Source organism: Streptomyces sp. CWNU-52B (assembly GCF_047444975.1).
Classification (GTDB): Bacteria; Actinomycetota; Actinomycetes; order Streptomycetales; family Streptomycetaceae; genus Streptomyces.
In genome coordinates this window covers 150,518-175,830 of record NZ_JBLFJV010000019.1, presented here as the reverse complement: position 1 = coordinate 175,830, position 25,313 = coordinate 150,518, and the positions used below count along the sequence as shown (strand labels likewise).

Here is a 25,313-nt window from a genome sequence, read left to right as displayed (position 1 = left end):
AGCTGATGTAGGAAGTCGGGGGTCGACTTTGAACCGGGAGTACGTCAGTGAGCACCACGTTTCTCGCTCTGCTGCTCGCCACAGCCACCACCACGGCCGTGGGCGTCGCCGTTCTGCGCACCCTGTTTGCGCTGCGCCGACAGGTGGCGGCCCTGCACACCGAACTCACCGAGAGCCGCGCCGCGGCCCCGCACGGCCTCGTACCGGCCGCCCGCGGAGCCACGGACACCGACGAGATACGCACCGCCGTGGCCGAGGCCCTCGCCGAGGAGCGCGAGCGCGAACTCGCCGAGGCCCGCGCGTTCTGGGCCGCCCAGGAAGCGCGCGACGCCGGTGACGCACCGACCCTGCTCGGCCTGCCCGACAGCGAGCTGTACCTGCCGCGCCAGTCGGACTTCGCGGGCATCGAGCACCTCGAACCGGTGACCGAACCGCCCGCCGACACCGACGACTTCCCCGGGGACTCCCCCGAACTCGCCGCGGCCCGCCGCCGTCACCCCTCGCACCCGGACTTCGTCCCGGTCCAGTCCCCCATGGTGAACGACCACGAACGCACGGTCGCCTGCCTGGAGGAACTGGCCGACACGCGCACGGAGTTGGCAGACGTCCGCCCGGGACCGCTCGGCACGCTCGACGTCTACGTCTTCACCGACGGCACCACCCTCTGCATGACCCCGGGCCACCGCGAGACCGCCGAACGCCTCGCCGAGTCCCTGCGCACCGGCCACCCGCCGGTCCTGCTCGGCGGCTCGGGGGTCTCGGGCGCCTACGCCCTCACCTTCGAGTGCGGCCAGGAGAGCGTCTACGTCCTGGCGGACCGGGTCATAGCGTCGCTGTAGCCAGCACACCGGCGCCACCGCGGACGCGACCGAGGGCCGTACGTCCGCTCAGCCGCCGCTGATTCACCCAGCCACCGGTGCGCCCGGACGTCGGCGCACCCGGTCATCGGAGCACCCGGTCGCCGGCGCACTCAGACACCCGCCCGCTTCTGCGCCTCCCGCACGAGCACCAGCGCCTCCGCCAGCTCCGCCTCGGTCGTCAGTACGAGCGCCAGGTCGTGCGCGGCCACCGTGATCTGGTCCGCCGACGCGAACATGCCCGCGTCCGGCATCTCCCGGGGAGCCTGCTCGGGGTCCTCCAGCCGCTGGGCACGCAGTGCCAACTCCCTGGCCAGACCCAGCGCCTCGGCGGCGGCACCCCGCTGCAACCGGCTCTGCGGCGCGGCCCTCAACCGGTCGGCGAAATGATCCACTGCACGGGTCAACGGCGTCGTATCAAGCACGCCGCGAGACTACGCGTCGTACCAGGACTGTTGCCAACGACCGAACCCTCAGGCACGGTGGCGTGAAGGACCGGCTTACATCCCCTTTGCGTCCGGAGGCGCCGATGTCCCAAGTCTTCTCCGCGGAGACCCATCGCAATCTGCTCGCCCGCATCCCCCACTGCACCGGTCGTGAGATCTCCGACTGGCTGCGCACCGTCGAAGAAGGCCCCGCGCTCTTCCGCTTCGAGGAGAAGGTCAGCTGGCTCCGCGCCGAGCACGACCTCGCGTACGGCCACGCCAAGGCGATCATCCACGAGTACGACCTCAGAAGGGCTGCGCGCAACCTGCGCTGAGCCACGCCTTCGCCCCCGCTCGGGCACCAAGGACGAAGGGCCCCGCGAACCGAGGTTCGCGGGGCCCTTCGTCTTCTGCCGGCCGGTCGACGTGAGACCGGCCGAACCAGCGATCAGGCCGGTTAGTCGTTGCCGCTGAAAATGGCCACCAGACGCAGCATCTCCAGGTAGATCCACACGAGGCTCATGGTCAGGCCGAACGCGGCCAGCCAGGACTCGTCGCGCGGCGCGCCGTAGGCGATGCCGTCCTCGATCTGCTTGAAGTCGAGCGTCAGGAAGAACGCGCCCAGGACGATCGCCAGGATGCCGACGATCGCACCCAGCGGGCCCATGCTGCGCAGGCCGCCGTCATCGGCGACACCGAAGACGACCAGCAGCAGGTTGACCGCCATGACCAGCACGAAGGCGATCGCGATGGCCATACCGATGCGCGCGTACCGCGCGGTGACGCGGATCCAGCCCGCCCTGTAGATCAGCAGGGTGGCACCGGAGACGGCCAGGGTGCCGAGCACGGCCTGGAAGGGCGCGCCGGACCACCTGCTGTTGTACATCTCGCTGATCACGCCGAGGAACACGCCCTCGAAGGCGGCGTACGCCAGGATCAGCGGGGGCGAGGCCTTGCGCTTGAACGCCTGGACCAGCGCGAAGACCATCGCGATGAGAGCCGAGCCGATGGCCAGGCCGAAGCTGGTCGACGTGACCGGCAGCAGGACCCAGGCGAGGACGGCGCCGACGGTGACGGTACCGAGCGTCAAGGCCGTACGCGCGACGACGTCGTCCATCGTCATGCGGCCGGCGGCGGGCGGGGCCTGCGGCGGTGCGCCGTGCTGAAGGCCCTGCTGAGCGTAAGGATTCTGCGCGTACGGGTTGCCGCCCTGCGGGGCGTTGGGGGTGCCCTGTGCGTACGGGTTCCCCTGCGTTCCGACAGCGGGGCCCCCGGCCTGCGGCGCAGCGTTGAAGCCCGCGTAGCCGTTGTCGCGGCTGAACCCCCGTCGCGAGAAGACCGGGTTGCTGCTCCTCATTTCACTCCTCCATGGCCACCCTGCGCGGCCTTGGCTCTAGAGTAATGGGTAGGCAAAAGAAAGCCTCTAGTACCTGGAGGGATCTTTCCCCTCTTGTGACCGGGAACACCAGCTCTCACCCCGGCATTCCCCGCACAGTCACAACGCGCCCCACGCCGTCCGGGTTCCCCCACCCGTGTCCGCCTGGGCGTCCACTCCGGGCTCACTCCAGGGCGAAGCCCGTGTACCCCTCGGCGAGATCCTGCTCGGCGGCGCGCGAGGAGGCCAGCCGCTCCAGCCTCGCGAGCTGGATCCGGTCCTCGAAGGGCGTCGCGCCGGGCGCGCGGTGCAGCATCGTCGTCATCTCGTACGAGAACCGCTCGGCCTGCCACACCCGCCGCAGGCAGTCCTCGGAGTAGGAGTCGAGCAGGTCGCCGGACCCGGTGTCCCGCTGCCGCACCAGGGCCCGCGCGAAGGTCACGACGTCGCCCACCGCGAGGTTCAGCCCCTTGGCGCCGGTCGGCGGCACGATATGGGCGGCGTCCCCGGCCAGGAAGAGCCGTCCGTGCCGCATCGGCTCGTGCACCTGGCTGCGCATGGGCGTGACGGACTTCGAGGTGATGGCTCCCCTCCGCAGCCGCCACCCGTCGTCCGTCTCGAACCGCCGCTCCAGCTCGTCCCAGATCTCCGTGTCGCTCCACGCCTCGGCGTCCGTGCCCTCGGGCACCTGGAGGTAGAGCCGCGAGACGACCGGCGAGCGCATGGACAGCAGGGCGAAACCGCGCTCATGACGGGCGTAGACGAGCTCGTCGTGCGACGGGGGCACATCGGCGAGGATCCCCAGCCACCCGAAGGGATAGGTCCGCTCGAAGACCCTGGTGAGCTCCTCGGGGATCGCCCGGCGGGCCACACCCCAGGAACCGTCGCACCCGACGACGTACGAGCACTCCAGAACCTCCTCGCGCCCCTCGCGCCGGAAGCGCACCCGGGGGCTGTCGGTGCCGGGCCCCTCGACGGCCAGGGCCTCCGCCCCGAAGAGGAGCGGCCCGCCCTCCTTGAGCTGCAGCGCGATGAGGTCCTTGCACACCTCGGTCTGGGCGTAGACCATCACGGACCGCCCCCCGGTGAGGGCGGGGAAGTCGATCCGGTGGCGCCGACGCGCGAAGCGCAGCTCGATCCCGTCGTGGCGCAGCCCCTCACGGTCCATGCGCTCACCGGCGCCGGCGGCCCGCAGCACGTCCACGGTCCCCTGCTCCAGGATCCCGGCGCGCTGCCGCTGCTCCACGTACGCCCGGTCCCTGCTCTCCAGTACGACGGAGTCGATCCCGGCGTTGTGCAGCAGTCTCGCCAACAGCAGTCCGGCCGGTCCGGCCCCGATGATCCCGACGGTGGTACGCATCGACACGCCCCTTCGCGCTCCCACGGCTCCGACGAGCGCATCGTTCGTCAGGTGAACTTTAATTCACCATTTCCCGCACGCGAGTCTCCGCCGGACGGAACTCACTGTCAACGCCGTCAACACCCACACATCGAAAGTCCCTCGACGGGGAATGCACCCTTCACCGGGATATGCCAGGAGAGGCTGAAATGTCGGAGGTGCCCGGAACCGGACTTGAACCGGTACGCCCGCGAAGGGCAGCGAGGTTTAAGCTCGCCGTGTCTGCATTCCACCATCCGGGCAGGCCATGGGCTCCGCTTCGAGTGTTCCGAGCCTATCGGGACAGATCCCCCGAACAGCGGGAGGGTGGACCGATGTTGTCTTATTTTATTGACGTCTGAGGGTGCATCAGCCCACGGTATGCGCCATCAGCACATGCCAGGTGCCTTCCGGCGGACGCTGGACGGCGCCCAGGGAATGACGTGATTTCACCGCCCGAACGAGCGAAACCTGACGAACCGTCGCCTCTTCCCCCTCAGGTCGGTTGTCATCCCCAGGTATGACGGGACGCCGCGGCGTCCAACCGAAGTCTGCCCCCGGAACCAGAACAGAGGGTGACTACACCGCGGGGCTCGGCGTCGACGATGGGACTGTCGTCCACTCGTCGTCGTACCGACAAGGAGCACCCTCCCGTGACCACCACCTTCGCTGACCGGACCACCGCCGTGGCCGCCCGTGCCACGGATCTGTCGAAGGTCTACGGACAGGGGGAGACACAGGTGGTTGCTCTGGACCATGTCTCCGTCGACTTCCGGCAGGCCGAGTTCACCGCGATCATGGGCCCCTCCGGCTCCGGCAAGTCCACGCTGATGCACTGCGTCGCGGGCCTCGACACCTTCTCCTCCGGCTCGGTCCGCATCGGCGAGATTGAACTCGGCTCCCTCAAGGACAAGCAGCTCACCAAGTTGCGCCGCGACAAGATCGGCTTCATCTTCCAGGCGTTCAACCTCCTGCCGACCCTCACCGCCCTGGAGAACATCACCCTCCCGATGGACATCGCCGGCCGCAAGCCGGACAAGGAGTGGCTGAACAGGGTGATCCAGATGGTGGGCCTGGCCGACCGGCTCTCCCACCGCCCGTCCGAACTCTCCGGCGGCCAGCAGCAGCGCGTCGCGGTGGCGCGTGCGCTGGCGTCCCGCCCGGACATCATCTTCGGCGACGAGCCCACCGGAAACCTGGACTCGCGCTCGGGTGCGGAGGTACTGGGCTTCCTCCGCAACTCCGTACGGGAGATGGGGCAGACCGTCGTCATGGTCACCCACGACCCGGTGGCCGCGGCGTACGCGGACCGCGTGATCTTCCTGGCCGACGGCCGCCTGGTGGACGAGGTCCTCACCCCGACGGCGGACGCGGTCCTGGACCGCATGAAGCAGTTCGACTCCAAGGGCCGCACGAGTTAGGCGACGCCGCCGGCCTCGGAAGCCCGGCACACACCTGCGGGCCGCAGGGGGCTGAGCGCGCAGTTCCCCGCGCCCCTTACGGGGCGCGACTCGCGCCACCCCGAGGGCACCGGGCCCGCAGACCCTCTCGAACCCGACGGGGCACGGTCCGCAGGCAGTCTCGCGCCCGAGGGGACGCGGTCCGCAGCCGGCGACGGGCGCGAGGGGGCGGGTCGGGGGGTGTCCGCCCGCAGCGGACGGCGCGTCGACCGCCGCACGTTCTGAAGGCCCCCGATTCCGCGCCGGACCGAGGACGGACACCCCCCGGCCCGCCCCCGCCCCGACACACGCGCGCCCCACCCCTCGCCCTCACCCTTCGCCCTCGCCATCCCCCCACCCTCGCCCGCCACCCACTCCACCTGGACTGAGAAGACAATGCTCCGAACCGCCCTGCGCAACGTGCTAGCGCACAAGGCCAGGCTCCTGATGACCGTGCTCGCCGTGATGCTGGGCGTGGCGTTCGTCTCCGGCACCCTGGTCTTCACCAACACCATCTCGGACGCGTACCAGAAGAGTTCGTCGAAGGGCTTCGACCAGGTCGACGTCGCCGTCCAGCCGACATTCTCCGAAGAGGAGACCGACGAGTTCGGCGAGGACCCCGAACTGACCCAGGCGCAGCTGGAGAAGGCCGCCAAGGCCCCAGGCGCCGAGTCCGCCATCGGCGTGATCAGCGGCTTCACCGCCATCGCGGACAGGGACGGCAAGCTGGTCGGCGGCGGCTTCCAGTCGCAGGGCGGCAACTACTGGGGCGACAAGGACCCCCGTTACCCCCTCGAGAGCGGCAAGGCCCCGTCCGGCCCCGACGAGGTGGCCATCGACGCCGAGACGGCCAGGCGCGCCGGCTACAACGTCGGCGACACCGTACGGCTCTCCATCGACGGCCCGGTCCTCACCCCCACCATCGCCGCGATCTTCACCACGAACGACGGCAACGTCGCCGCCGGCGGCAGCCTCGCCGTCTTCGACACACCCACCGCACAACACCTCTTCCACCGGACCGGCGCGTACGACGAGATCGACGTGAAGGCGGCCCCGGGCACCACCCAGGCCACCCTCCGGGCGAACCTCGAAAAGGTCCTCCCCGCGGACACCACCTTCACCACGACCGGCCAGGAACTCGCCGACGAGCAGGCCGCCATGATCGAGGCGGAGATGTCCGGCCTCAAGACCGGCCTGCTGGTCTTCGCCGGCATCGCCCTGTTCGTCGGCACGTTCATCATCGCCAACACCTTCACCATGCTGGTCGCCCAGCGCACCAAGGAACTCGCCCTGCTGCGCGCCGTCGGCGCCTCCCGCAGGCAGGTCACCCGCTCGGTGCTCCTCGAAGCCTTCCTGGTCGGCGCGGTCGCCGCCGTCACCGGCCTGCTCGCCGGCATCGGCATCGGCGCGGGCCTGCGCGCCCTCATGGGCACGCTGGACGCCGCGGTCCCGGCCGGCCCCCTGGTCGTCACCCCGGGCACGGTCGGCACGTCGTTCGCCGTCGGCATCCTGATCACGATGCTGGCCGCCTGGCTCCCGGGCCGCCGCGCCGCGAAGATCTCCCCCGTCGCGGCGATGAGCAGCGTGCACGCCCAGGCGACCACCAAGTCGCTGGTGCTGCGCAACACCCTCGGCGCGCTGTTCGCGGCGGCGGGCGTCGCCGTCGTCCTCGCCGCCACGACGATGAGCAGCAAGGACGGCCAGGCCCCGATGGGCTTGGGCGCGGTCCTGCTGATCATCGGCGTCTTCATCCTCACGCCGCTGCTCTCCCGCCCGCTGATCGCGAGCGCCGCCCCGGTCCTGCGCATCTTCGGCGTCTCGGGCAAGCTGGCCCGCCAGAACTCCGTACGCAACCCCCGCCGCACCGCGGCCACCGCGTCCGCCCTGATGATCGGCCTGACCCTGATCACCGGTATGACGGTGATCGCGGGCAGCTTCCAGAAGGGGATCGACAAGATGGCCACGTCCTCGCTGAAGGCGGACTACGTGGTCTCGATGGCGAACTTCAACAACCTCTCGCCTGACGTGGAGAAGAAGCTCGCCGGGACCGACGGCGTCACCGCCATCAGCCCCATGCGCGACGCCCCCGCCCGCATCGAGGGCGAGACCGACTACGTGACCGGTGTGAAGGGTTCCGCGTTCGGCGACCTGACCGATCTGTCGGTCACCGACGGCTCCTTCAAGGTGAGCAGCACCCGGGCGGCCGTGGACGAGGACACCGCCGAGGACCACGGCTGGAAGGCCGGTTCGACGTTCTCGGTGTCGTACGAGGACGGCAAGAAGCACCAGCTGACGGTCTCCGGTGTCTACGAGGGCAACGATCTGGTCAGGGGCATCCTGGTCGACGTCGGAACCCTCGCCCGGAACCAGGTGGACCCGGGCGACGCGCAGGTCCTGCTGAAGACCTCCGGCGGCCCGTCCGACGCGGCCAAGGACAGGCTGGAGAAGGCGCTCGGCGACAACCCGGCCGTCAAGGTCCAGGACAAGCAGGACGTCTCCAACGACATCGCGAAGCTGTTCACGCTGATGCTGAACATGCTGTACGGGCTGCTGGCGATGGCTGTCGTCGTCGCGGTCCTCGGTGTCATCAACACCCTCGCCATGTCCGTCTTCGAGCGTTCGCAGGAGATCGGCATGCTCCGCGCGATCGGCCTGGACCGCAAGGGGATCAAGCGGATGGTCCGGCTGGAGTCCCTGGTCATCTCGCTGTTCGGCGGGGTGCTCGGCGTGGGCCTCGGCGTGTTCTTCGGCTGGGCCGTCGGTGAGCTGGCGTCAGGCGGCATGCCGACGTACGAGCTGGTGCTGCCGTGGGACCGGATGGCGGTCTTCCTGGTCCTGGCGGCGCTGGTCGGCATCCTGGCGGCGCTGTGGCCTGCCCGGCGGGCGGCGCGTCTGAACATGCTGTCGGCGATCAAGTCGGAGTAGCCCGCCACCCGATGTAGTCCCTCACCCGATGTGGTTCCCCACGCGATGGGCCCCGTTCCACCAGGAACGGGGCCCATTCGCGTAACCGGCCGGAACCACTCGACCAAGCCTCAGCCACCCTGACCGTTCAGATCAGATCAGGACAAGTCGGATCAGATCCGGTCAGTTCCAGGTCCGAGCCCGCAGAGGCATCCCCGAGGCCCCGCCCCCGGGCGTCCGCACCGCCAGTACCTGGTTGACGCCGATGCGGTTGCGCTCGAAGGCCAGCGCCGAGGCGGCCATGTAGAGCCGCCAGACGCGGGCCCGTCCGGGGCTGGTGAGGCGGACGGCGCTCGGCCACTGCGCCTCCAGGTTGGCCACCCAGCGGCGCAGCGTGAGCGCGTAGTGCTCCCGGATGGACTCGACGTCACGGACCTCGAACCCGGCGCTCTCCAACTGCCCCACGGTATCGCCGATCGGCGCGAGCTCCCCGTCGGGGAAGACGTACGCGTCGATGAACTCGTCGATCTCGTAGGCCGCTTCGTCGCGCCACGGCCGGCGACCGATCTGGTGGTTCAGGAGCCGGCCGCCCGGCTTCAGGAGGGCGAACAGATCGCGCGCGTACTCCAGATACCGTTCGCTGCCGACGTGCTCGGCCATCCCGATGGAGGAGATCGCGTCGTACGGCCCGTCGACGACGTCCCGGTAGTCCTGGACGCGGATCTCGACCCGGTCGGTGAGCCCTTCTTCCGCGACGCGCTTACGGGCGTACGCGGCCTGCTCCTGGGACAGCGTCACGCCGACGACGCTCACCCCGTGCTCGCGGGCCGCGTGGATGGCCATCGAGCCCCAGCCGCAGCCGACGTCGAGCAGCCGCATCCCCGGCTTCAGGTCCAGCTTGCGGGCGATGAGTCCGAGCTTGTCGCGCTGGGCGTCCTCCAGGGTGCCGTCCGGGGACTCCCAGTAGGCGCAGGAGTAGACCATGGACGGGCCGAGGACCATCTCGTAGAAGTCGTTGCCGACGTCGTAGTGGTGGCTGATCGCCTGCCGGTCGCTGCGCTTGGTGTGCAGATGGGGGTGTCTGCGCACCTCCTCGCGGGGCGGGGCGGGCGGCAGGAGCGACCCGGCCATCCGGACGAGCCCGAGCACCCCGGCCCGTACGTCGGGATCCCGTAGGGCCTCGCCCAGGGTCCTGGCGTCCTCGCCGCGCTCCCAGACCATCTCCGCTACCGCGTCCAGCGCGGCGTAGAGGTCCCCGTCGACCGTGAGGTCACCGGAGACCCAGGCCCGTGCCAGGCCCAACTCGCCCGGCTTCCACAGAAGTCGGCGCAGGGCCCGCCGGTTCCGTACGACGAGCACCGGGGTGCCCGGCGGTCCCGCTTCCGAACCGTCCCAGGCCCGGATCCGTACCGGGATCGGGGCTCCCAGCAGCTGTTCCATCAGCCCTTTGAGCCGAAGCGCCGCGTCCTGCATGGCGCACACCTCCGTGACGAGAGATCCCACAAACTCCAACACCACGTAAACACCGACGAACCCACGGCGCAGTCCCGCTGAAATGTCATGTCTCAGCAAAATACATGCAGCCACCACGTAATCCGAGAGGTCGGCGTCCCGTTTCTGAGGGCTACGCCCCAGATCCCATATCGGCCCGAACGGCCTCGTCCTCAAACGCGGGACGGACGTTCGAGGAGCGGGGTCCGGGGGCGCGACCCGCGAGCAGTGACGGGAAGGGTAAGGGCGGCGGGGACAAAAGCAAACGCCAAAAAGGGCCCCCCGCACCACGGATGGCGGAAGGCCCTTCAGGCAGAGCGAACAGAACAGGCGGAGCGGGCGGACAGGCCGTGACCGAGGGTCAGGAGGCCTTGGCCTTCTCCTCCGTCTTGGCGACGGCGGCCGGAGCGGGCGCCGGCTTCGCCGCCTCGTAGAACTCCTCGCGCGGGGTCTCCATCGCGCCGAGGGAGACGACCTCACGCTTGAGGAACACGGCCAGCGTCCAGTCGGCGAAGACCCGGATCTTCCGGTTCCAGGTGGGCATGGCCAGACCGTGGTAGCCACGGTGCATGTACCAGGCCAGCCGGCCCTTGACCTTGATCTTCATCTTGCCCATGACGATCATCGCGACGCCCTTGTGCAGGCCGAGACCGGCGACCGCACCCTTGTTGGCGTGGCTGTACTCCTTCTGCGGGAAGCCCCGCATACCGGAGATGACGTTGTCGCCGAGGACCCGCGCCTGACGCAGCGCGTGCTGGGCGTTCGGCGGGCACCAGGCGTTCTCGTTGCCGGCCTTGCGGCCGACGAGGTCCGGGACCTGGGCGTTGTCGCCGGCGGCCCAGATGTAGTCCGCGCCCTGCACCTGGAGGGTGGTCCGGGTGTCCACGTGACCACGGGGGCCGAGCGGCAGACCGAAGCGGGAGAGCACCGGGTTGGGCTTGACGCCGGCCGTCCACACGATCGTGCTGGAGTCGACCTCCAGGCCGTTCTTCAGGACCACGTGGCCGTCGACGCAGGAGTCCATGGAGGTGGAGAGGTAGACCTCGACCCCACGTCCTTCGAGGTGCTCCTTGCCGTACAGGCCGAGCTTGGGGCCGACCTCGGGAAGGATCTTGTCCGCGGCGTCGACGAGGACGAAGCGCATGTCCTCGCGGGAGACGTTGTTGTAGTACTTCGACGCGTCCCTGGCCATGTCCTCGACCTCGCCGATGGTCTCCGCACCCGCGAAGCCACCGCCGACGAAGACGAAGGTCAGCGCCTTGCGGCGGACATCCTCGTCGGTCGTGGAGTCGGCCTTGTCGAGCTGCTCGAGGACGTGGTTGCGCAGGCCGATGGCCTCCTCGATGCCCTTCATGCCGATGCCCTGCTCGGCGAGGCCGGGGATCGGGAAGGTGCGGGAGACCGCGCCCATCGCGATGACGAGGTAGTCGAAGGGCAGCTCGTACGCCTCACCCACGAGGGGCGCGACGGTGGCGACCTTGCGGTCCTGGTCGATGGTGGTGACCCGGCCGGTGAGGACTTCCGCCTTGGGCAGCACGCGTCGCAGCGGGACGACGACGTGCCGAGGCGAAATGCTGCCGGCGGCTGCTTCGGGGAGGAAGGGCTGGTAGGTCATGTACGACCGGGGGTCGACGACCGTGACGGTCGCCTCGCCGTAGCGCATCTTCTTGAGGATGCGCCGAGCTGCGTACAGGCCTACGTACCCACCGCCTACTACGAGGATCCTGGGACGCTCCGTGGTGCTCATGCCATCGAGTATCCACCCGCCTCAGGGGGGTAGCTCGTGCGCCCCTTCACAAGCTCCTACCCGCCCTCTGTTACACTGCCCCGCCCACGTGATCCAGGTCATGATCCAATGAGGGAACCAGCGCACCGCGCGACCCGTTGTCAATGCCGCCTGAGCTGCCACTCCGGCCCCGCGGAGCCACTGGACCGACCCCCTTCTTCACACGAACGAAGCACCCTCGAAACAGCCTGTTGATCATGTCCGGGACCCCTCCGAGCCCCCGGACGGACCCGGAAGGACAAAAACCTCCCTCAACAGGGCCGATTCTCTTGTGAAGAACTTCACGAAGTTTTCCGCCGGGGTGCGCGCGAGGCCGTTTCCAGACCCTCCCGAGGCCCGCGAAGGGCGCTCATACGGCAGCCGACCTGCTCAGTCGAGGCCGCGGTTCAGCGAGCTCGCTCGGCTTCCGCTGCCTCTGCCTCTGCCTCTGCCGCGACTGCTTCTTCCGCGGCCTTCCACGCGATCCCGTCCAGGATGTCGTGCTCGCTCACCACGACCTCCCGGGCGCCGGTCCGCTCCATGATCGCGAGGAGCACCAGGGCGCCGGCGCCGATGACGTCGACGCGGCCCGGGTGCATCGCGGGGATCGCCGCGCGCTCGGCGTGCGTGGCGGTGAGCAGCCGCTCGGTGATCTCGCGGACGCGGTCGTAGGAGACCCGGGAGTGGTGGATGGCGGCGGAGTCGTACTCCAGGAGGCCCTGGGCGATCGCCGAGACGGTGGTGACCGATCCGGCCAGTCCGACGAGCGTGCCCGCCGCACGCAGCGGCACGGTCTCCTCGGCCAGGTCGAGAGCCGCCTCGATGTCGGCACGGATCGCCCGCACCTGCTCCTCGGTCGGCGGGTCGCCGGCCACGCCGTCCCGGACGAGGTGCCGTTCCGTCATCCGTACGCAGCCGATGTCCACCGAGCGGGCGGCCCGCACGTGGTCGTCGCCCACGACGAACTCCGTGGAGCCGCCGCCGATGTCCACCACCAGGAAGGGCCTGGCGAGGTCGTCGCGGCCCGTCAGCTCCTTCGTGGCGCCCATGAACGAGAACTCGGCCTCCTGCTCGCCGGAGACGACCTCGGGCTCCACCCCCAGGATGTCGAGGACACCGCGGACGAAGTCGTCCCGGTTCTCGGCGTCGCGGGAGGCCGAGGTCGCCACAAAGCGGGTGCGTTCGGCGCCGTGCTCCTTGATGGCCTCGGCGTACTCGCGGCAGGCCGCGAAGGTCCGTTCCAGGGCCTCTGGGGCGAGGCGGCCCGTGCGGTCCACGCCCTGGCCGAGCCGGACGATCGTCATCCGGCGGTCCAGGTCCACGAGTTCGCCCGTGCTCGGGTTCACGTCCGCCACGAGCAGGCGGATCGAGTTGGTACCGCAGTCGACGGCGGCGACGCGAGTCATGACAGTGGTCTCCTTGCGATCGTTCAGGGAGGCCGCCCCCAGGCGCTTTCTCGCCCCCGCCGCCCCTACCCATTCCCGTCCCCACCTCGGGGGCTCCGCCCCCGATCCCCCCTTGCGCGGTCCCCCGCGCCCCTAGAGACCCACGGGCGCATCCACGCCCGGCACCACACACGCGCCCTTGCGCCACCACTCCGGAAGCATCGCGATCGCCTCGTCGCCGAGCGGGTTCACCCCCGGACCCGCCGCCAGGGAGTGCGCCACCAGGACGTGCAGGCACTTCACCCGGTCCGGCATCCCGCCCGCGCTCGGGAAGCCTTCGAGCACGTCGATGGAGTCACGGCGGGCGATGTAGTCCTCATGGGCGGCCCGGTACGCCTCGGCCAGCTCGGGGTCCGTGGCGAGACGTTCCGTCATCTCCTTCATGACGCCGTTCGCCTCCAGCGTGCCGATCGCGGAGGCCGCACGCGGGCACGTCAGGTAGTACGTCGTCGGGAACGGCGTGCCGTCGGGAAGGCGCGGAGCCGTCTCGACGACATCCGGCTGACCGCACGGACAGCGGTGCGCGATCGCGCGCAGCCCGCGCGGCGGCCGCCCGAGCTGCTGTTTGAAAGCCTCGACGTCAGCGTCGGTCGGCTCGGTGCGGGGAGTGGGCGGCGGGGGCGTTTCCATGCCTTGGGTCTGTGTCTTTCTCGTCGGTCGTGGGTGGGACGGTTCACCGGTCGGCGGCGTCGGCCTTGTCGACCCCGTCCCAGACGTTGGCGTACCAGGCCCGGTCGGCCGCCGTGCGGTCCGTACGTGTCTTCTTCGCCGCGTCGGGGTCGATCACGATGTAGCCGGTCTCGCCCGGCATCACATAGTGCAGCCGCTCCCGGATGCGCTGCTCGGCGTACGCGTCGTCCTGCCACCGCGCCTTCAGGTCGCGCAGCTCCTCGACCCGCGCGCGGGCCTGCTCGCGCCGGTGCTGCAGATCGGCGACCTCGGCCCGCTGGGAGACGTACTGCCTTATGGGATAGGCGAGAGCCAGCACGAGCGAGCACAGGACCAGGGCGAGGAGTGCGGCCCGGCCGGTCAGCCGCGAACGGCGGGCCTGCCGCTTGGTCTGGGAGCGGTAGACACGGGCCGCCGTCTGCTCACCGAGCAGCTTGATCCTGGTCGCGGTGGAGAACCGGTCCCGGTCCTTCACAGCCATGGTCCCGCCTCCCCGAGCCGGTCTAGCCGGGCCCTCACGTACGTACGTCCCCGCACACGGTACGGGACCGGGTACGGGGACGTACGTACGACGCTTCCTTCACAGGGTGTCAGCCCTGCTCAAACGAATGTCAGCCCTTGCTGTGCCAACTGGTTCACGGAGCGCTGTGCCTACTGGTTCGCGGAGCGCCGTGCCTACTGGTTCGCAGAGCGCTGTGCCTACTGGTTCGCAGAGCGCTGTGCCTACTGGTTCGCAGAGCGAAACCGCGGGAACGCGCTGCGGCCCGCGTACACCGCCGCGTCGTCGAGGATCTCCTCGATGCGCAGCAGCTGGTTGTACTTGGCGACGCGGTCCGAGCGGGCCGGGGCGCCGGTCTTGATCTGGCCGCAGTTCACGGCGACCGCGAGGTCCGCGATGGTGACGTCCTCGGTCTCGCCGGAGCGGTGGGACATCATGCACTTGAAGCCGTTGCGCTGCGCCATCTCGACGGCGTCCAGGGTCTCGGTCAGCGAACCGATCTGGTTGACCTTGACGAGCAGGGCGTTCGCGGAACCCTCGTCGATGCCGCGGGCGAGGCGCTCGGGGTTGGTGACGAAGAGGTCGTCGCCGACGATCTGGACCTTGTCGCCCAGCTTCTCGGTGATGACGTTCCAGCCGGCCCAGTCGTCCTCGTACAGCGGGTCCTCGATGGAGACCAGCGGGTACGAGGCGACGAGCTCCTCGTAGTACTCGGTCATCTCGGCGGCCGAGCGGGACTTGCCCTCGAACTCGTACTTGCCGTCCTTGTAGAACTCGGACGCGGCGACGTCCAGCGCGAGGGCGACCTGCTCGCCGGGGGTGTAGCCGGCTTCCTTGATGGCCTCGACGATGAGGTCGAGGGCCGCGCGGTTGGAGTCGAGGTTCGGGGCGAAGCCGCCCTCGTCGCCGAGGCCGGTGGACAGGCCGCGGCTCTTCAGGACCTTCTTGAGGGTGTGGTAGACCTCGGCGCCCCAGCGCACGGCCTCGGAGAAGGACTCCGCGCCGATCGGGGCGATCATGAACTCCTGGATGTCGACGTTGGAGTCGGCGTGCGACCCACCGTTGAGGATGTTCATCATCGGGACCGGCAGCAGGTGCGCGTTCGGTCCGCCCAGGTAGCGGAAGAGGGGCAGGTCCGACGCCTCGGAGGCGGCGTGGGCGACGGCGAGCGATACGCCGAGGATGGCGTTGGCGCCGAGCGAGCCCTTGTTGTCGGTGGCGTCCAGGTCGATCATCGCCTGGTCGATGAGGCGCTGCTCGGTGGCGTCGTAGCCGACGAGCTCCGGGCCGATCTGCTCGATGACGGCGAGGACGGCCTTCTCGACACCCTTGCCGAGGTAGCGGTTGGGGTCTCCGTCACGGAGCTCAACGGCCTCGAAGGCACCGGTGGAGGCGCCGGACGGAACGGCGGCACGACCCGTGCTGCCGTCGTCGAGGCCGACCTCGACCTCGACCGTGGGGTTGCCTCGGGAGTCCAGGATTTCCCGGGCTACGACGACGTCGATGGACGGCACGAGCATCTCCTTCTGGGATGTGACGCGAGCTACGCCGGGCCGAAGGCCCGGTTGGGCGCAGACCTGTGGTGGGCCCGCGGGATGAGCCTAACCGGCTGCCGGGGATCGTCCGCCCCCTGACCGTCTCCTGGCTGGAACCGAGAGGAAATTGTTTCCGAACGGAACAAAGACGGGACCGAAAAAACCCGCTCCGGCGCGTACGGGGGATGACGCACCGGAGCGGGGGCCCGTGGGGGACGGGGGTGGCCCTCACGGACCTCCACTATGAAGGACACGGATATGAGCGCCCTGTGGTTCAGTCACGAGTCGGATGCGGACCGGAGGCGAAGACGCGCTCCGACCTGCCGGCCGAGGCTGAGCGGCCAGGGCCTCGACCGGCACCACGTGACGTGACGCGACCGCCGGGTGTCAGCTGAGGTGCAGCTGCTGGCCCGGGAAGATGAAGTCGGCGTCGTCGACGATGTCGTCGTTCAGCTTGAACAGCTTCTGCCAGCCGCCCTTGACGTTCTCCTTCTCGGCGATCTCGCTGAGGGTGTCCCCCTTGACGACCTTGTACTCGCCGTCACCCTTCTCGACCTTCTTGCCGGTCGGGGTCTCGACGGTCTTCTTCGCCGCCGGGCGGTCCTGGGAACGCGAGGCACGCTCCTCGGAGGGCTGCGTGTTCTGCTGCTGCGACGGCGCGGTGCTCTGGCCGGAGGAGCTGCCCGAGTCCGAGGAGCCGGAGTCCGAGGGAGCCGAGCCGCCACCGGTCGAGGCGCCGGACAGGCCCACGCCACAGCTCGGCCAGGCACCCTTGCCCTGGCTCGCGAGAACCTTCTCGGCGACGGCTATCTGCTGGGACTTGGAGGCCTGGTCGGCGGTGGAGGCGTACGAGTTGCCCCCGTACGCGGCCCAGGTGGAGGACGAGAACTGCAGGCCGCCGTAGTAGCCGTTGCCGGTGTTGATCGACCAGTTGCCGCCGGACTCGCACTGGGCGACGGTGTCCCACTCGGAGGTGGAGGCGGCGGAGGCCCCCGAGGCGCCCATCAGCGGGACGGCGACGGCGGCGGTGGTGACACCGGCCAGCGTGGCGATGCGGCCGGCCTTGGACGGGCGACGGTGCTTGCCCTTGCTCGAAAGCAGCATGAAGTGATCCCCTCACCGACGCCTGCGAGGTGAGCTGTCGGGTTCGGGCCGAGTGAGTTGCCCGGCCGCGCGACACTGCTGTCACGCGGCTTAACCCCAAGCCGTGCCCGGTCTCGACGACCGGGTCCGGCACTTACCTTGGGTCCCCCGCTCCTGCCTACGGCGCTTTACGCGACGACTGTTCCCGTACGGCCGTTGGCAGGATTCGGCGTGCGACCGTCGGGGCTCACCAATGGCGAGCGGTCACGACCGTAGACACGGGGTCCGCCGAATTTCAAAGACGATCAGGGTCGTTGAGATCCATCTCTCACTTCGCCAAATCGGACATTCAACGCGAACTACCGCTGATTTTCGCCCGATTCGGCAGCTTGATCACCACTTGCTCGCCGCTCGCCCGGCGCCCGCCCGCCATGGGGCCGGTACGCGCGCCGGACACCGTTCAGCTGTCGACGACGATGCGCTGACCGGGAATGATGAAGTCCGGGTCGGCGCCGATGCTGTCCTTGTTGTCGGCGTAGAGCTCGCTCCATCCGCCCTCGACACCGAGGGAGTCGGCGATGCTCGAGAGGCTGTCGCCGGAACGGATCGCGTAGAAGCCCTCGTCGGCCAGGACGCGCGAGGCGCTGTCGCTGCGCGAGGCGTGCCGGCCGGCGTAGTCGTCCGCGCGGGGCGCGGTGTCGACCTCGTCGGCGGTGCCGCGGTGACGGCCCGAGGCGCTCTCGTCCTCCGCCTCGGCCGAAGCCTCGGCCTTCGGGGTCGACTTGCCCGAGTCGTCACTCTTCGACGTGCCGCCGCCGGCCGAGCCGTCCAGACCGTGCGAGCCCGAGCCGGAGTCGTCCGCGGAGTCCGAGCCGGAGTCCGTGTCGTCGGACTTCGCGCCGTCGTCCCCCTTCGAGCCGGACGAGCCGGCCGAGTCGGACGACGCGTCGCCGGTGCCCTCCGCGAGGCCCGTGTCGACGTCGGCGGAGTCGGAGTCCTGCGTCAGACCCGCCACCAGACCGCACGTCAGCCAGGCGCTGGTGCCCTCGTCCGCGAGGACCTTCTCGGCGACGGCTATCTGCTGCGAGCGGCTGGCCTGGTCGGCGCTCGGCGCGTAGTCGAGGCCGCCGTGCGACTCCCAGGTCTCCTGGGTCATCTGGAGGCCGCCGAAGCGTCCGTTGCCCTGGTCGGCGCTCCACGAGCCGCCGCTCTCGCATTCGGCGACCGCGTCCCAGGTCGTGCCGCTGGCGGCACTCGCACCGGTCGCGCCGAGCAGGGGGATCGCGATGGCCGATCCGGCCACACCCGCGGCGACGATGAGTGCCGGAGCCTGGCGGGGGCGACGATGACGGCCGTTCCCGGAGAGCATGCGATTGCCTTTCGCGTGACAGCAAGGAATGCGCACGGGGGCACGGCGGAAAGCCGTGCTCGTGGCTGCTGCGACGGGTGAGACCTGCCGCATTGATGGGTGAACGTATAGGCACTCGAACTCTTGTCACAAGTCGATGCAGCGCAGATAACGTGAAGATCACAAAGTTGACGGAGCCTCACCTTCCGTCGGCGTCGGTGCTACCTGGGGCCAGACTTCGCAACCGGGGTGAACTCCACTGGAAGCGTGCGCAATCCCCGCATGATGAGCCCGCCACGCCACCTCAAATCGGCCGAATCTCCCGCGAGTTGAAGGTCGGGGAGGCGCGTCAGCAAGGTGTTCAGCGCGGTCTGGCCCTCCAGTCGGGCGAGCGGCGCGCCCAGGCAGTAGTGGATGCCGTGGCCGTAACCGAGGTGTTGGTTGTCACGGCGGGAGAGGTCGAGGGTGTCCGGGTCCTCGAACCGTTCGGGGTCCCGGTCGGCCGCCGCGAGCACGACGAGCACGGGGTCGCCGGGGGCGATGTCCTGGCCGCCGATGCTGAGCGCTTCGGTGGCGAACCGCCAGGTGGCCAGTTCCACGGGCCCGTCGTAGCGGAGCAGTTCCTCCACGCCGGTCTCCAGGAGGTCCGTGCGGCCGGCCGCCAGGGAGGCCTCCAGCCGCCGCCGCTGCCCGGGGTGGGTGAGCAGGGCGTAGGTGCCGTTGCCGATGAGGTTGACGGTTGTCTCGAAACCGGCGAACAGGAGGATGAAGGCCATCGCGGCGACCTCGTTCTCCGTGAGGTGCTCGCCGTGGTCCGAGGCCCGGATGAGCGCGGAGATGAGGTCCTCGCCCGGCGCCGCCACCTCCGTGAGCTCCTCGCGCTTGCGGTGGATCAGCTCGGCGAGATAGCGCCGCATCTTCTTGACCGACCGGGCGACGCCGCCCCGGGGCCCTCCCCCGTGCCGGATCATCATCCCGGCCCAGTCGCGGAAGTCGTCCTGGTCCTCGCGCGGGACGCCGAGGAGGTCGCAGATCGCGTAGATGGGGAGCGGGAAGGCGAACTCGTGGATGAGGTCGGCCTCCCCCTTCTCCAGGAACCCGTCGATCAGCTGGTCCGCCAGCTCCTGGACCCGGGGCGCGAATTCGGCCACCCGCCGCGGGGTGAACGCCTTGCTGACGAACCGCCGCAGCCGGGTGTGGTCCGGCGGGTCGATGTTGAGCAGATGCGTCATCAGATCGGCGTTGCGCTCCCCCGGGATGCCGGTCTTGCCCTTGGCGTGCGCGGGCTCGTCGTGGTGCGCGGGGTTCTTGCTGAGCCTGCCGTCGGCCAGGGCCTGCTTGGCGTCCGCGTACCGGGTGACCAGCCAGGCCTCCACCCCGCTGGGCAGCTTCGTGCGGTGCACGGGGGCGTGCTCGCGCAGCCAGGCGTACGCCGGGTAGGGATCGGTGGCGAACTCCCAGGTGAAGAGTTCGGGGGCGGGGTGCGCCGCGGGCGGCTGTGCGGGTGTTTCGGTCACTCCTCGACGGTATCGGGAGGGGTGGCGCGGGCCCGACCGGCGTCCTCGTGGCCCGCGGTCGCCCTTCCGGGACCGCCGCACCCCTGTCCGACCTGGGCCCTTCACCCCAGACGTCCGGAAATGACCCATCCCTTGACCGTACGGCTCTTCGGCTATCTAGATTCGCGCCCGTGGACCCCGAAATACTCCGGACCAGTTTCGCGGTCGTCGAAAGGCGGGCCGAGTTCGCGCTCAAGTACTTCTACTCGCACCTCTTCTGGCACCACCCCGATGTCCGCGCCCTGTTCCCGCTGGACTTCCCCGAGGACATGGAACGCCAGCGGGACCGCCTGTTCGCCGCTCTGACGCTCGTCGTGGGGCGGCTGGAAGGTCCCGGGCTGCACGAGTACCTGCGGCACCTGGGGCGGGACCACCGGAAGTATCTGGCGCGGCCCGAGCACTACACGGCTGTGGGGGAGAGTCTGATCGCCGCGTTCGCCGCCGTGTCGGGTCCTGCGTGGACCGTGGAGGTGGAGAAGGCCTGGGGCGAGGCGTACGGAGTGATCGCGGACGCCATGCTGGACGGCGCGCGCGAGGCGGACAGCGAGGGCGAGCCGTCCTGGTGGGACGCCGAGGTCGTCGGCCGCGCCCCGCACGGGGACGACCTCACCGTACTGACCCTGCGGCCGCACCGGCGCCTGCCCCATCTCCCGGGCCAGTACGTGAGCGTCAACAGCCCGCGCGTCCCCGGCGTCTGGCGCCCGTACTCCGTCGCCAACGCGCCCCGCTCCGACGACACCCTCGATCTGCACGTCAGCCTCGTCGAGGACGGTGTCCTGTCCCCCGAACTCGTCCGGCACACCCGGGCGGGCGACGTCCTGCGGCTCGGCGGTCCCGGCGGCCGGCTGACCCTCCGTACGCCGGTGGAGCGGCCCCTCACCTTCATCTCGGCCGGTACCGGCTGGGCCCCGGTGAAGGCGCTGCTGGAGCAACTGGCGTGCGAACCCGGCCCGTACGACGAGGCCCGGCTGTTCGTCGTCGCCCGGGACCTCCCCCATCTCTACGACCGGGCCGCGTTCACGCGGTTGTGCACGCGGCTGCCCCAGCTGGACATCACCGTGATCACACCCGCGCCGGGGCGCCCGAAGGCCCAGGCCACCGAGCGGCTGCTCACGGCGCTGGGCAACCGGGCCAACTGGGCGCGCCACGACGTGTATCTGGCGGGGCCGCCCGCGCTGGTGGAGGAGATCTCGGCGGCGCTGCCCTGTCTCGGGGCGGATCCGGGCCGGGTGTTCCTCGACGAACTCCCCGCCACGGGCCGGGACGAGGACGACGAGGACGACGGCGGGGGCGGCGGTGAGGACCGGGGGCGGGCGCTGGGGCCCGGTGCGTGGCTGCTGCGGCGGGCCCGCCCGCACTGGCACGATCCGGCTGCCCGGGGGTGAGGGGTCTGCCGGGCGGTGCGGGGCCGGCGCCGTTCCCTGCGGGTCTGTCGGGGCCGGCCCCGCCCACGCGGCGGAGCCGCACGTCGAAACAGCCCCGCGCCCCTTGAGGGGGCGCGGGAGGCCGGTCAGGTCTCGGTCGCCCTTATCGCGTCTCTGTAGGCCCTCGCGGCCGAGCGCAGGGCCGCTTCCGGGTCCACTCCCGCCGCCTCGGCCCGTACGGCCAGCGCCAGCAGTTCGTAGCCGACGCCCTCGCCGCGGGGCAGGGGGACGTCCAGGCCCGCCGTGTGGGCGCGGGACGCCAGCTTGGCGGCCAGCGCGAGACCGGGCTGACCGAGCGGGACGCCCTCCGTGACGGACGTCCGCTGCTTCTCCTCGGCCTTGGTGCGCAGCCAGTGCTCCTTGACCTCCTCGGGCGTGGAGGCGCTCTCGTCACCGAACACGTGCGGGTGGCGGTGGATCAGCTTGGTGACGATGCCGGCGGCCACGTCGTCGATGGAGAAGGCATCCGACCCGTCGTCCGGGCTGCCCTCCTCGGCGATCCGGGAGTGGAAGACGACCTGGAGCAGTACGTCGCCGAGCTCCTCGCGCAGCTCGTCCCGGTCGCCCTCCTCGATGGCCTCGACGAGTTCGTACGCCTCCTCCAGGCCGTACTTGGCGAGGCCCTTGTGGGTCTGCTGGGACGACCAGGGGCATTCGAGGCGGATCCGGTCCATGACCTGGACGAGGTCCAGGAGGCGGGCGCCCGGGAGGTCGTACGACGCGGGGAGCAGTTCCAGGTCGGGCATCCGCACCCGCCCCGTGCCGGCCAGGCGGGACAGCCCGTCGGTCAGGCGCGGTTCGCCCTCACCCGTGGCGACGACGGCGACGGTGCGCCCGCCGGCGCAGGCGTCGACCAGCTCCTGGGCGCCGGGCGCGGCCTCGTCGACCCGGACACCCGCCTCGCGCAGATACGGCAGCTGCGGGTGGGCGCCGTCCGCGCACAGGACACGGTCGGCGCCGTGCAGCGCCTGCCAGGCGGGCCAGGACAGGAGTCCGGGTGCGACACGGTGGCTGGTGGTGAGCAGGACGATGCGCCCGGGGCTGGATGCGTTCACACACCGAACGTAACCCACACCACTGACATCACGGCGGTCACATCGCCTGTTGGCTCTCCGCCGCCGACACCTCGCGCAGCCACGGCAGCTTGGCGTCGACGCGGCCGCTCTTCTCCACGTCCCAGGCACCGTAGCGGGGGTTCAGGTCGACCCCCATCCTCTTGGACGCCTCGGACAGGGCCTTCCAGAAGGCCGGCTGGCTGGTGTCCGTGCCCAGTCCCGAGGCGAGTTTCTGGGCCTCGACCTGGACGCGGAGGTTGTCTTCGAGCCGCTCGGGCGCGACACCGTACTTCTGGAGCCAGGTCGTCTCCAGCGCCTTCGCGCCGCCCAGCTGCTGCTCCAGACCGGTGCGGGTCTGCTGGATCTCCTTGCGGGAGACGGTCACGTCCGCGTCCTGGGCGGCCCGGTGCAGCACCCGGTCCAGGACCATGCCGTGCAGGGTGTCGCGGGTGAGGCCGCCGGACTTGGCGATGGCCTGCTCGTACTGCGCCTCGTCCTGGGTGGCGGCGCGCTGTGCGGTCCGTACCTCGTTCACCCGGTTCTCCAGCTGGGAGACCGTGATGCGGTCGTCGCCCACGACGGCTGCGGCACCGGGATGCGCGTCGCTGCCACAGGCGGTCAGGAGGGGGGCCGCGGTGACGAGTGCGGCGGAGAGGAGGAACGCGGTGCGACTGCGGCGGTGCAAGGAGACCTCCTGTAGGAGCTTGTGCGGCGGTGCACAAAGTCTTGCGGTGATCGATGGTAGGCAGGGGACCGGCTCTCGGCCACCCATTCGACCCAACGATTCACCCGGACTTCGGGCACCGCCCCGGGCCGTATCCGTCCACACGCCGCATGTCGGAGTGCCGACGAGTGCGCGGTCAGCCGCGGACCTGGCCCAGCCAGTGGAGGGTCCGGCCGATCTCCGAGACCAGCGGATGGCCGGGGCCCCGCAGCCGTTCGGCGTCGTACTTGAGCCGGGCCAGCGTGTCGTGGGCGGCGGCCCGGTCGCCGAGGGCGAGGAGCAGATGTCCGATGCGGCGGCGTACCTCGAAGGAGAGTTCGGCGTCCTGGGCGACGTACTGGTTCTCGTAGTACGGCAGCAGCGCGCGGTACTCGCCGAGCGCGGCGGCGGGCTCGCCGAGCTGTTCCAGGCACTGGGCGGCCTCGTAGCGAAAGCGCAGGGACTGCGGGTCGGCCCGGCCCGCCTCGGTGGCCCGCTCGTCGGCGAGGCGGCGCAGTTCGGGCAGGGCGCGGCGGTACTGGCCGTCGTCCATCAGCGTGGCCGCGTACTGCTTGCGCAGGGTGCGGACGACCGGTGAGTGCTCGCCGTGCTGGGCGGCGGCGGCCGGGAGGATCTGGCCGAGTATGTCGACGGCCTGGGTGATGCGGCCCTCGCCGAGGAGCCTCTTGACCTCGTCGACCGCTGCCGCGACATCGGGTCTCTCGACGGTGGGCGCGGCCTGTGGCTGTGTGGCGGGCGTGCGGGCGCGGTCCGGCCAGGGAGCGTGCGGGCGCAGGAAGGGGCGGGTGGGGTCGAGGGGACCGCCGGAGGGTATGCCGCGCGCGGGGAGCAGCGGCAGCAGCTGCTCGTACGTCTCCTGGGCGGAGTCCGGGCGGTGCTGCGGGTCCTTGGCGAGCAGCCGCAGCACGAGCGCTTCGAGGGCCTCGGGCACCTCGGGGCGCAGTCGGCGGACCGGCAGGGGCGGCTCGTAGAGGTGGCGGTGCAGCACGCCGAGGGCGGTGGAGCCGGAGAACGGCACGTCCCCGCTGAGGAGTTCGTGCAGGAGCACACCGAGCGCGTACAGATCGGTGTACGGGCCGACCGCGCCGCCCATCGCCTGTTCGGGGGCCATGTAGGCGGGCGACCCGATGGGTGAGCCGGTGTGGGTGAGGCGGGTGGTGTCGGTGTCCATCACGGAGGCGACACCGAGGTCGAGGACGGTGACCGTGCCGTCCTGCTTGATCATCACGTTCCGCGGTTTGAGGTCGCGGTGGACGATGGGCACGGCGTGCACCGCGGAGAGCACGGCGCACAGTTGCGCGGCGACGGCGACGGCCCACTGCCAGGGGTAGGGGCCGTGTTCGGCGAGGTGGTCGGAGAGGTCGGCCCCGTCGACGTACTGCATGACGAGGAACAGCTCCTCGTCCTCGCTGCCCGCGTCGTGGACCGTGACCAGGCCGGGGTGGTCGACCTGGGCGGTGACGCGGCACTCGCGCACGAAGCGGCGGCGCAGTTCGTCGGCCTCGTGGCCCGCGACCTTGTCCGGCCGCAGCAGCTTGACCGCGACGCGCCGGTCCAGGCGCTGGTCGTACGCCGTCCACACCTGGCCCATGCCGCCCTGACCGATGAGCGTGGACAGTTCGTAGCGGCCGGTGATCACCCGTCCCGACGCCACGGTCATCTGCCGTCCTCGTTCCTGCGGAGATAGTCGCTCAACTCGTCCAGCTCGGCGCGCACCTGGTCGATACGGGCGGGCGCGGGGCGCTGCGGCGGCGGGGCCGGGGTCGCGTTCGGGGCCGAGTTCGGGGGCGGGGTCCGCGGGGCGGGCCGGGGTGTCGGGGCCATCGGCGGCAGCGGCGAGTTCGGGACCACCGTGGTGTCGTACGGCGACCGCTGGGGGTAGCCGTAGGCGGGCGGCGAGGGCTGCTGGTGCGGCGCGAATCCGGGCCGCGCGTACCGCAGGTGGTGGAAGTGCCGGACGTCCGCGGCGAGGTAGTACGCGATCGCGGGCACGAGGGAGCCCAGGAGCAGGACGAGGCCCGTCCAGCCGCCCGGGGTGTGGATCTCCTCGCCGGGCTCGGTGCCGATGAGGACGAGACCGAGGGACTCGGCCGCGAAGACGGCCACGAACAGGCCCCAGTCGAGCGATTTGCGGGTCACGATCGCCAGGCGCAGCATCATCGCCCAGCCGAGCAGGCCGAAGCTGCACACGGACATCACCACGAAGAGCACGCGCAGCAGGACCAGCAGCCCGGTCGGGGGTGGCGGCGTCGCCGGCGGCGCCTGGCCGTGGCCTTGCATGGTTGCTCCTGGAGACCTGATGGGACGTACGAGTACGGAGTCCGAGCGTATAGGCCGACGA

The 25,313-nt window shown here is 70.4% G+C and carries 21 protein-coding genes, 1 tRNA gene and 1 riboswitch; of the genes, 5 read left to right on the top strand and 17 right to left on the bottom strand.

Translation table 11 applies throughout. The features are described 5' to 3' along the window. The first annotated feature begins 47 nt into the window (after positions 1–47). Positions 48–839, top strand: a complete 792-nt coding sequence (locus ACLVWQ_RS18625; RefSeq protein ID WP_414109972.1) for a hypothetical protein — start codon at positions 48–50, stop codon at positions 837–839. Between the two features lie 131 nt (positions 840–970). Here the strand turns inward: ACLVWQ_RS18625 and ACLVWQ_RS18620 are convergent, their stop codons facing one another. Then, positions 971–1,282 (bottom strand): hypothetical protein, encoded by a 312-nt coding sequence (locus ACLVWQ_RS18620; RefSeq protein WP_414109971.1) that lies wholly within the window; start codon positions 1,280–1,282, stop codon positions 971–973. A gap of 104 nt (positions 1,283–1,386) precedes the next feature. On the opposite strand from ACLVWQ_RS18620, the gene ACLVWQ_RS18615 reads away from it, so the two are divergent. Next, positions 1,387–1,617 carry a DUF4287 domain-containing protein gene (locus tag ACLVWQ_RS18615; protein ID WP_414109970.1) on the top strand — a complete coding sequence of 77 codons (231 nt, stop codon included), beginning with the start codon at positions 1,387–1,389 and terminating at the stop codon, positions 1,615–1,617. A gap of 122 nt (positions 1,618–1,739) precedes the next feature. On the opposite strand, the gene ACLVWQ_RS18610 is transcribed toward ACLVWQ_RS18615, so the two are convergent. From ACLVWQ_RS18610 to ACLVWQ_RS18600, 3 genes are all read right to left on the bottom strand, one after another. Beyond that, positions 1,740–2,639 carry a Bax inhibitor-1/YccA family membrane protein gene (locus ACLVWQ_RS18610; RefSeq protein ID WP_414109969.1) on the bottom strand — a complete coding sequence of 300 codons (900 nt, stop codon included), beginning with the start codon at positions 2,637–2,639 and terminating at the stop codon, positions 1,740–1,742. Positions 2,640–2,841: 202 nt separating this feature from the next. Further along, positions 2,842–4,017 (bottom strand): 4-hydroxybenzoate 3-monooxygenase, encoded by a 1,176-nt coding sequence (locus tag ACLVWQ_RS18605; protein ID WP_414109968.1) that lies wholly within the window; start codon positions 4,015–4,017, stop codon positions 2,842–2,844. Between the two features lie 198 nt (positions 4,018–4,215). Further along, a tRNA-Leu gene (locus tag ACLVWQ_RS18600) sits at positions 4,216–4,298 on the bottom strand. Positions 4,299–4,640: 342 nt separating this feature from the next. Between ACLVWQ_RS18600 and ACLVWQ_RS18595 the strand changes: the two genes are divergently transcribed. Together ACLVWQ_RS18595 and ACLVWQ_RS18590 are read left to right on the top strand one after the other, a co-directional pair. Next, entirely contained in the window at positions 4,641–5,456 is an 816-nt protein-coding gene (locus ACLVWQ_RS18595; RefSeq protein WP_414110380.1) for an ABC transporter ATP-binding protein, read from the top strand. A gap of 414 nt (positions 5,457–5,870) precedes the next feature. Continuing rightward, entirely contained in the window at positions 5,871–8,399 is a 2,529-nt protein-coding gene (locus ACLVWQ_RS18590; protein WP_414109966.1) for an ABC transporter permease, read from the top strand. 162 nt (positions 8,400–8,561) lie between these two features. Here the strand turns inward: ACLVWQ_RS18590 and ACLVWQ_RS18585 are convergent, their stop codons facing one another. The 9 genes from ACLVWQ_RS18585 to ACLVWQ_RS18545 form a co-directional block, all read right to left on the bottom strand. Next, on the bottom strand, positions 8,562–9,851 hold the full coding sequence (locus ACLVWQ_RS18585; RefSeq protein WP_414109965.1) for a class I SAM-dependent methyltransferase: 1,290 nt from the start codon (positions 9,849–9,851) through the stop codon (positions 8,562–8,564). Positions 9,852–10,230: 379 nt separating this feature from the next. Then, positions 10,231–11,616, bottom strand: a complete 1,386-nt coding sequence (locus ACLVWQ_RS18580) for an NAD(P)/FAD-dependent oxidoreductase (RefSeq protein WP_414109963.1) — start codon at positions 11,614–11,616, stop codon at positions 10,231–10,233. Between the two features lie 425 nt (positions 11,617–12,041). Then, complete coding sequence (locus ACLVWQ_RS18575) at positions 12,042–13,040, bottom strand: exopolyphosphatase (RefSeq protein ID WP_414109962.1); 999 nt, start codon at positions 13,038–13,040, stop codon at positions 12,042–12,044. 132 nt (positions 13,041–13,172) lie between these two features. Continuing rightward, entirely contained in the window at positions 13,173–13,709 is a 537-nt protein-coding gene (locus ACLVWQ_RS18570) for a DUF501 domain-containing protein (protein WP_414109961.1), read from the bottom strand. A gap of 43 nt (positions 13,710–13,752) precedes the next feature. Continuing rightward, positions 13,753–14,229 (bottom strand): FtsB family cell division protein, encoded by a 477-nt coding sequence (locus ACLVWQ_RS18565; protein ID WP_414109960.1) that lies wholly within the window; start codon positions 14,227–14,229, stop codon positions 13,753–13,755. 242 nt (positions 14,230–14,471) lie between these two features. Beyond that, positions 14,472–15,767, bottom strand: a complete 1,296-nt coding sequence (eno, locus tag ACLVWQ_RS18560; protein WP_414109959.1) for a phosphopyruvate hydratase — start codon at positions 15,765–15,767, stop codon at positions 14,472–14,474. Positions 15,768–16,169: 402 nt separating this feature from the next. Continuing rightward, positions 16,170–16,886, bottom strand: coding sequence for a transglycosylase family protein (locus ACLVWQ_RS18555; protein ID WP_414109958.1), 717 nt, complete (start codon positions 16,884–16,886; stop codon positions 16,170–16,172). A 4-nt stretch (positions 16,887–16,890) separates the two neighbouring features. Then, positions 16,891–17,061, bottom strand: a riboswitch (cyclic di-AMP (ydaO/yuaA leader). Between the two features lie 264 nt (positions 17,062–17,325). After that, on the bottom strand, positions 17,326–18,234 hold the full coding sequence (locus tag ACLVWQ_RS18550; protein ID WP_414109957.1) for a transglycosylase family protein: 909 nt from the start codon (positions 18,232–18,234) through the stop codon (positions 17,326–17,328). A gap of 200 nt (positions 18,235–18,434) precedes the next feature. Next, positions 18,435–19,730 (bottom strand): cytochrome P450 family protein, encoded by a 1,296-nt coding sequence (locus tag ACLVWQ_RS18545; protein WP_414109956.1) that lies wholly within the window; start codon positions 19,728–19,730, stop codon positions 18,435–18,437. Positions 19,731–19,900: 170 nt separating this feature from the next. Here ACLVWQ_RS18545 and ACLVWQ_RS18540 point away from each other — a divergent pair, with 170 nt between their 5' ends. Then, positions 19,901–21,154: a globin domain-containing protein gene (locus ACLVWQ_RS18540; protein ID WP_414109955.1), complete on the top strand. Its 1,254-nt coding sequence runs from the start codon at positions 19,901–19,903 to the stop codon at positions 21,152–21,154. Positions 21,155–21,279: 125 nt separating this feature from the next. On the opposite strand, the gene ACLVWQ_RS18535 is transcribed toward ACLVWQ_RS18540, so the two are convergent. From ACLVWQ_RS18535 to ACLVWQ_RS18520, 4 genes are all read right to left on the bottom strand, one after another. Continuing rightward, positions 21,280–22,266: a nucleoside triphosphate pyrophosphohydrolase gene (locus tag ACLVWQ_RS18535; RefSeq protein WP_414109954.1), complete on the bottom strand. Its 987-nt coding sequence runs from the start codon at positions 22,264–22,266 to the stop codon at positions 21,280–21,282. A gap of 19 nt (positions 22,267–22,285) precedes the next feature. Continuing rightward, complete coding sequence (locus ACLVWQ_RS18530) at positions 22,286–22,933, bottom strand: SurA N-terminal domain-containing protein (RefSeq protein ID WP_414109953.1); 648 nt, start codon at positions 22,931–22,933, stop codon at positions 22,286–22,288. 175 nt (positions 22,934–23,108) lie between these two features. Then, positions 23,109–24,632 (bottom strand): protein kinase domain-containing protein, encoded by a 1,524-nt coding sequence (locus ACLVWQ_RS18525; RefSeq protein ID WP_414109951.1) that lies wholly within the window; start codon positions 24,630–24,632, stop codon positions 23,109–23,111. Further along, complete coding sequence (locus tag ACLVWQ_RS18520; protein ID WP_414109949.1) at positions 24,629–25,252, bottom strand: hypothetical protein; 624 nt, start codon at positions 25,250–25,252, stop codon at positions 24,629–24,631. The genes ACLVWQ_RS18525 and ACLVWQ_RS18520 overlap by 4 nt, the downstream gene beginning before the upstream one ends. Positions 25,253–25,313: the final 61 nt, after the last annotated feature.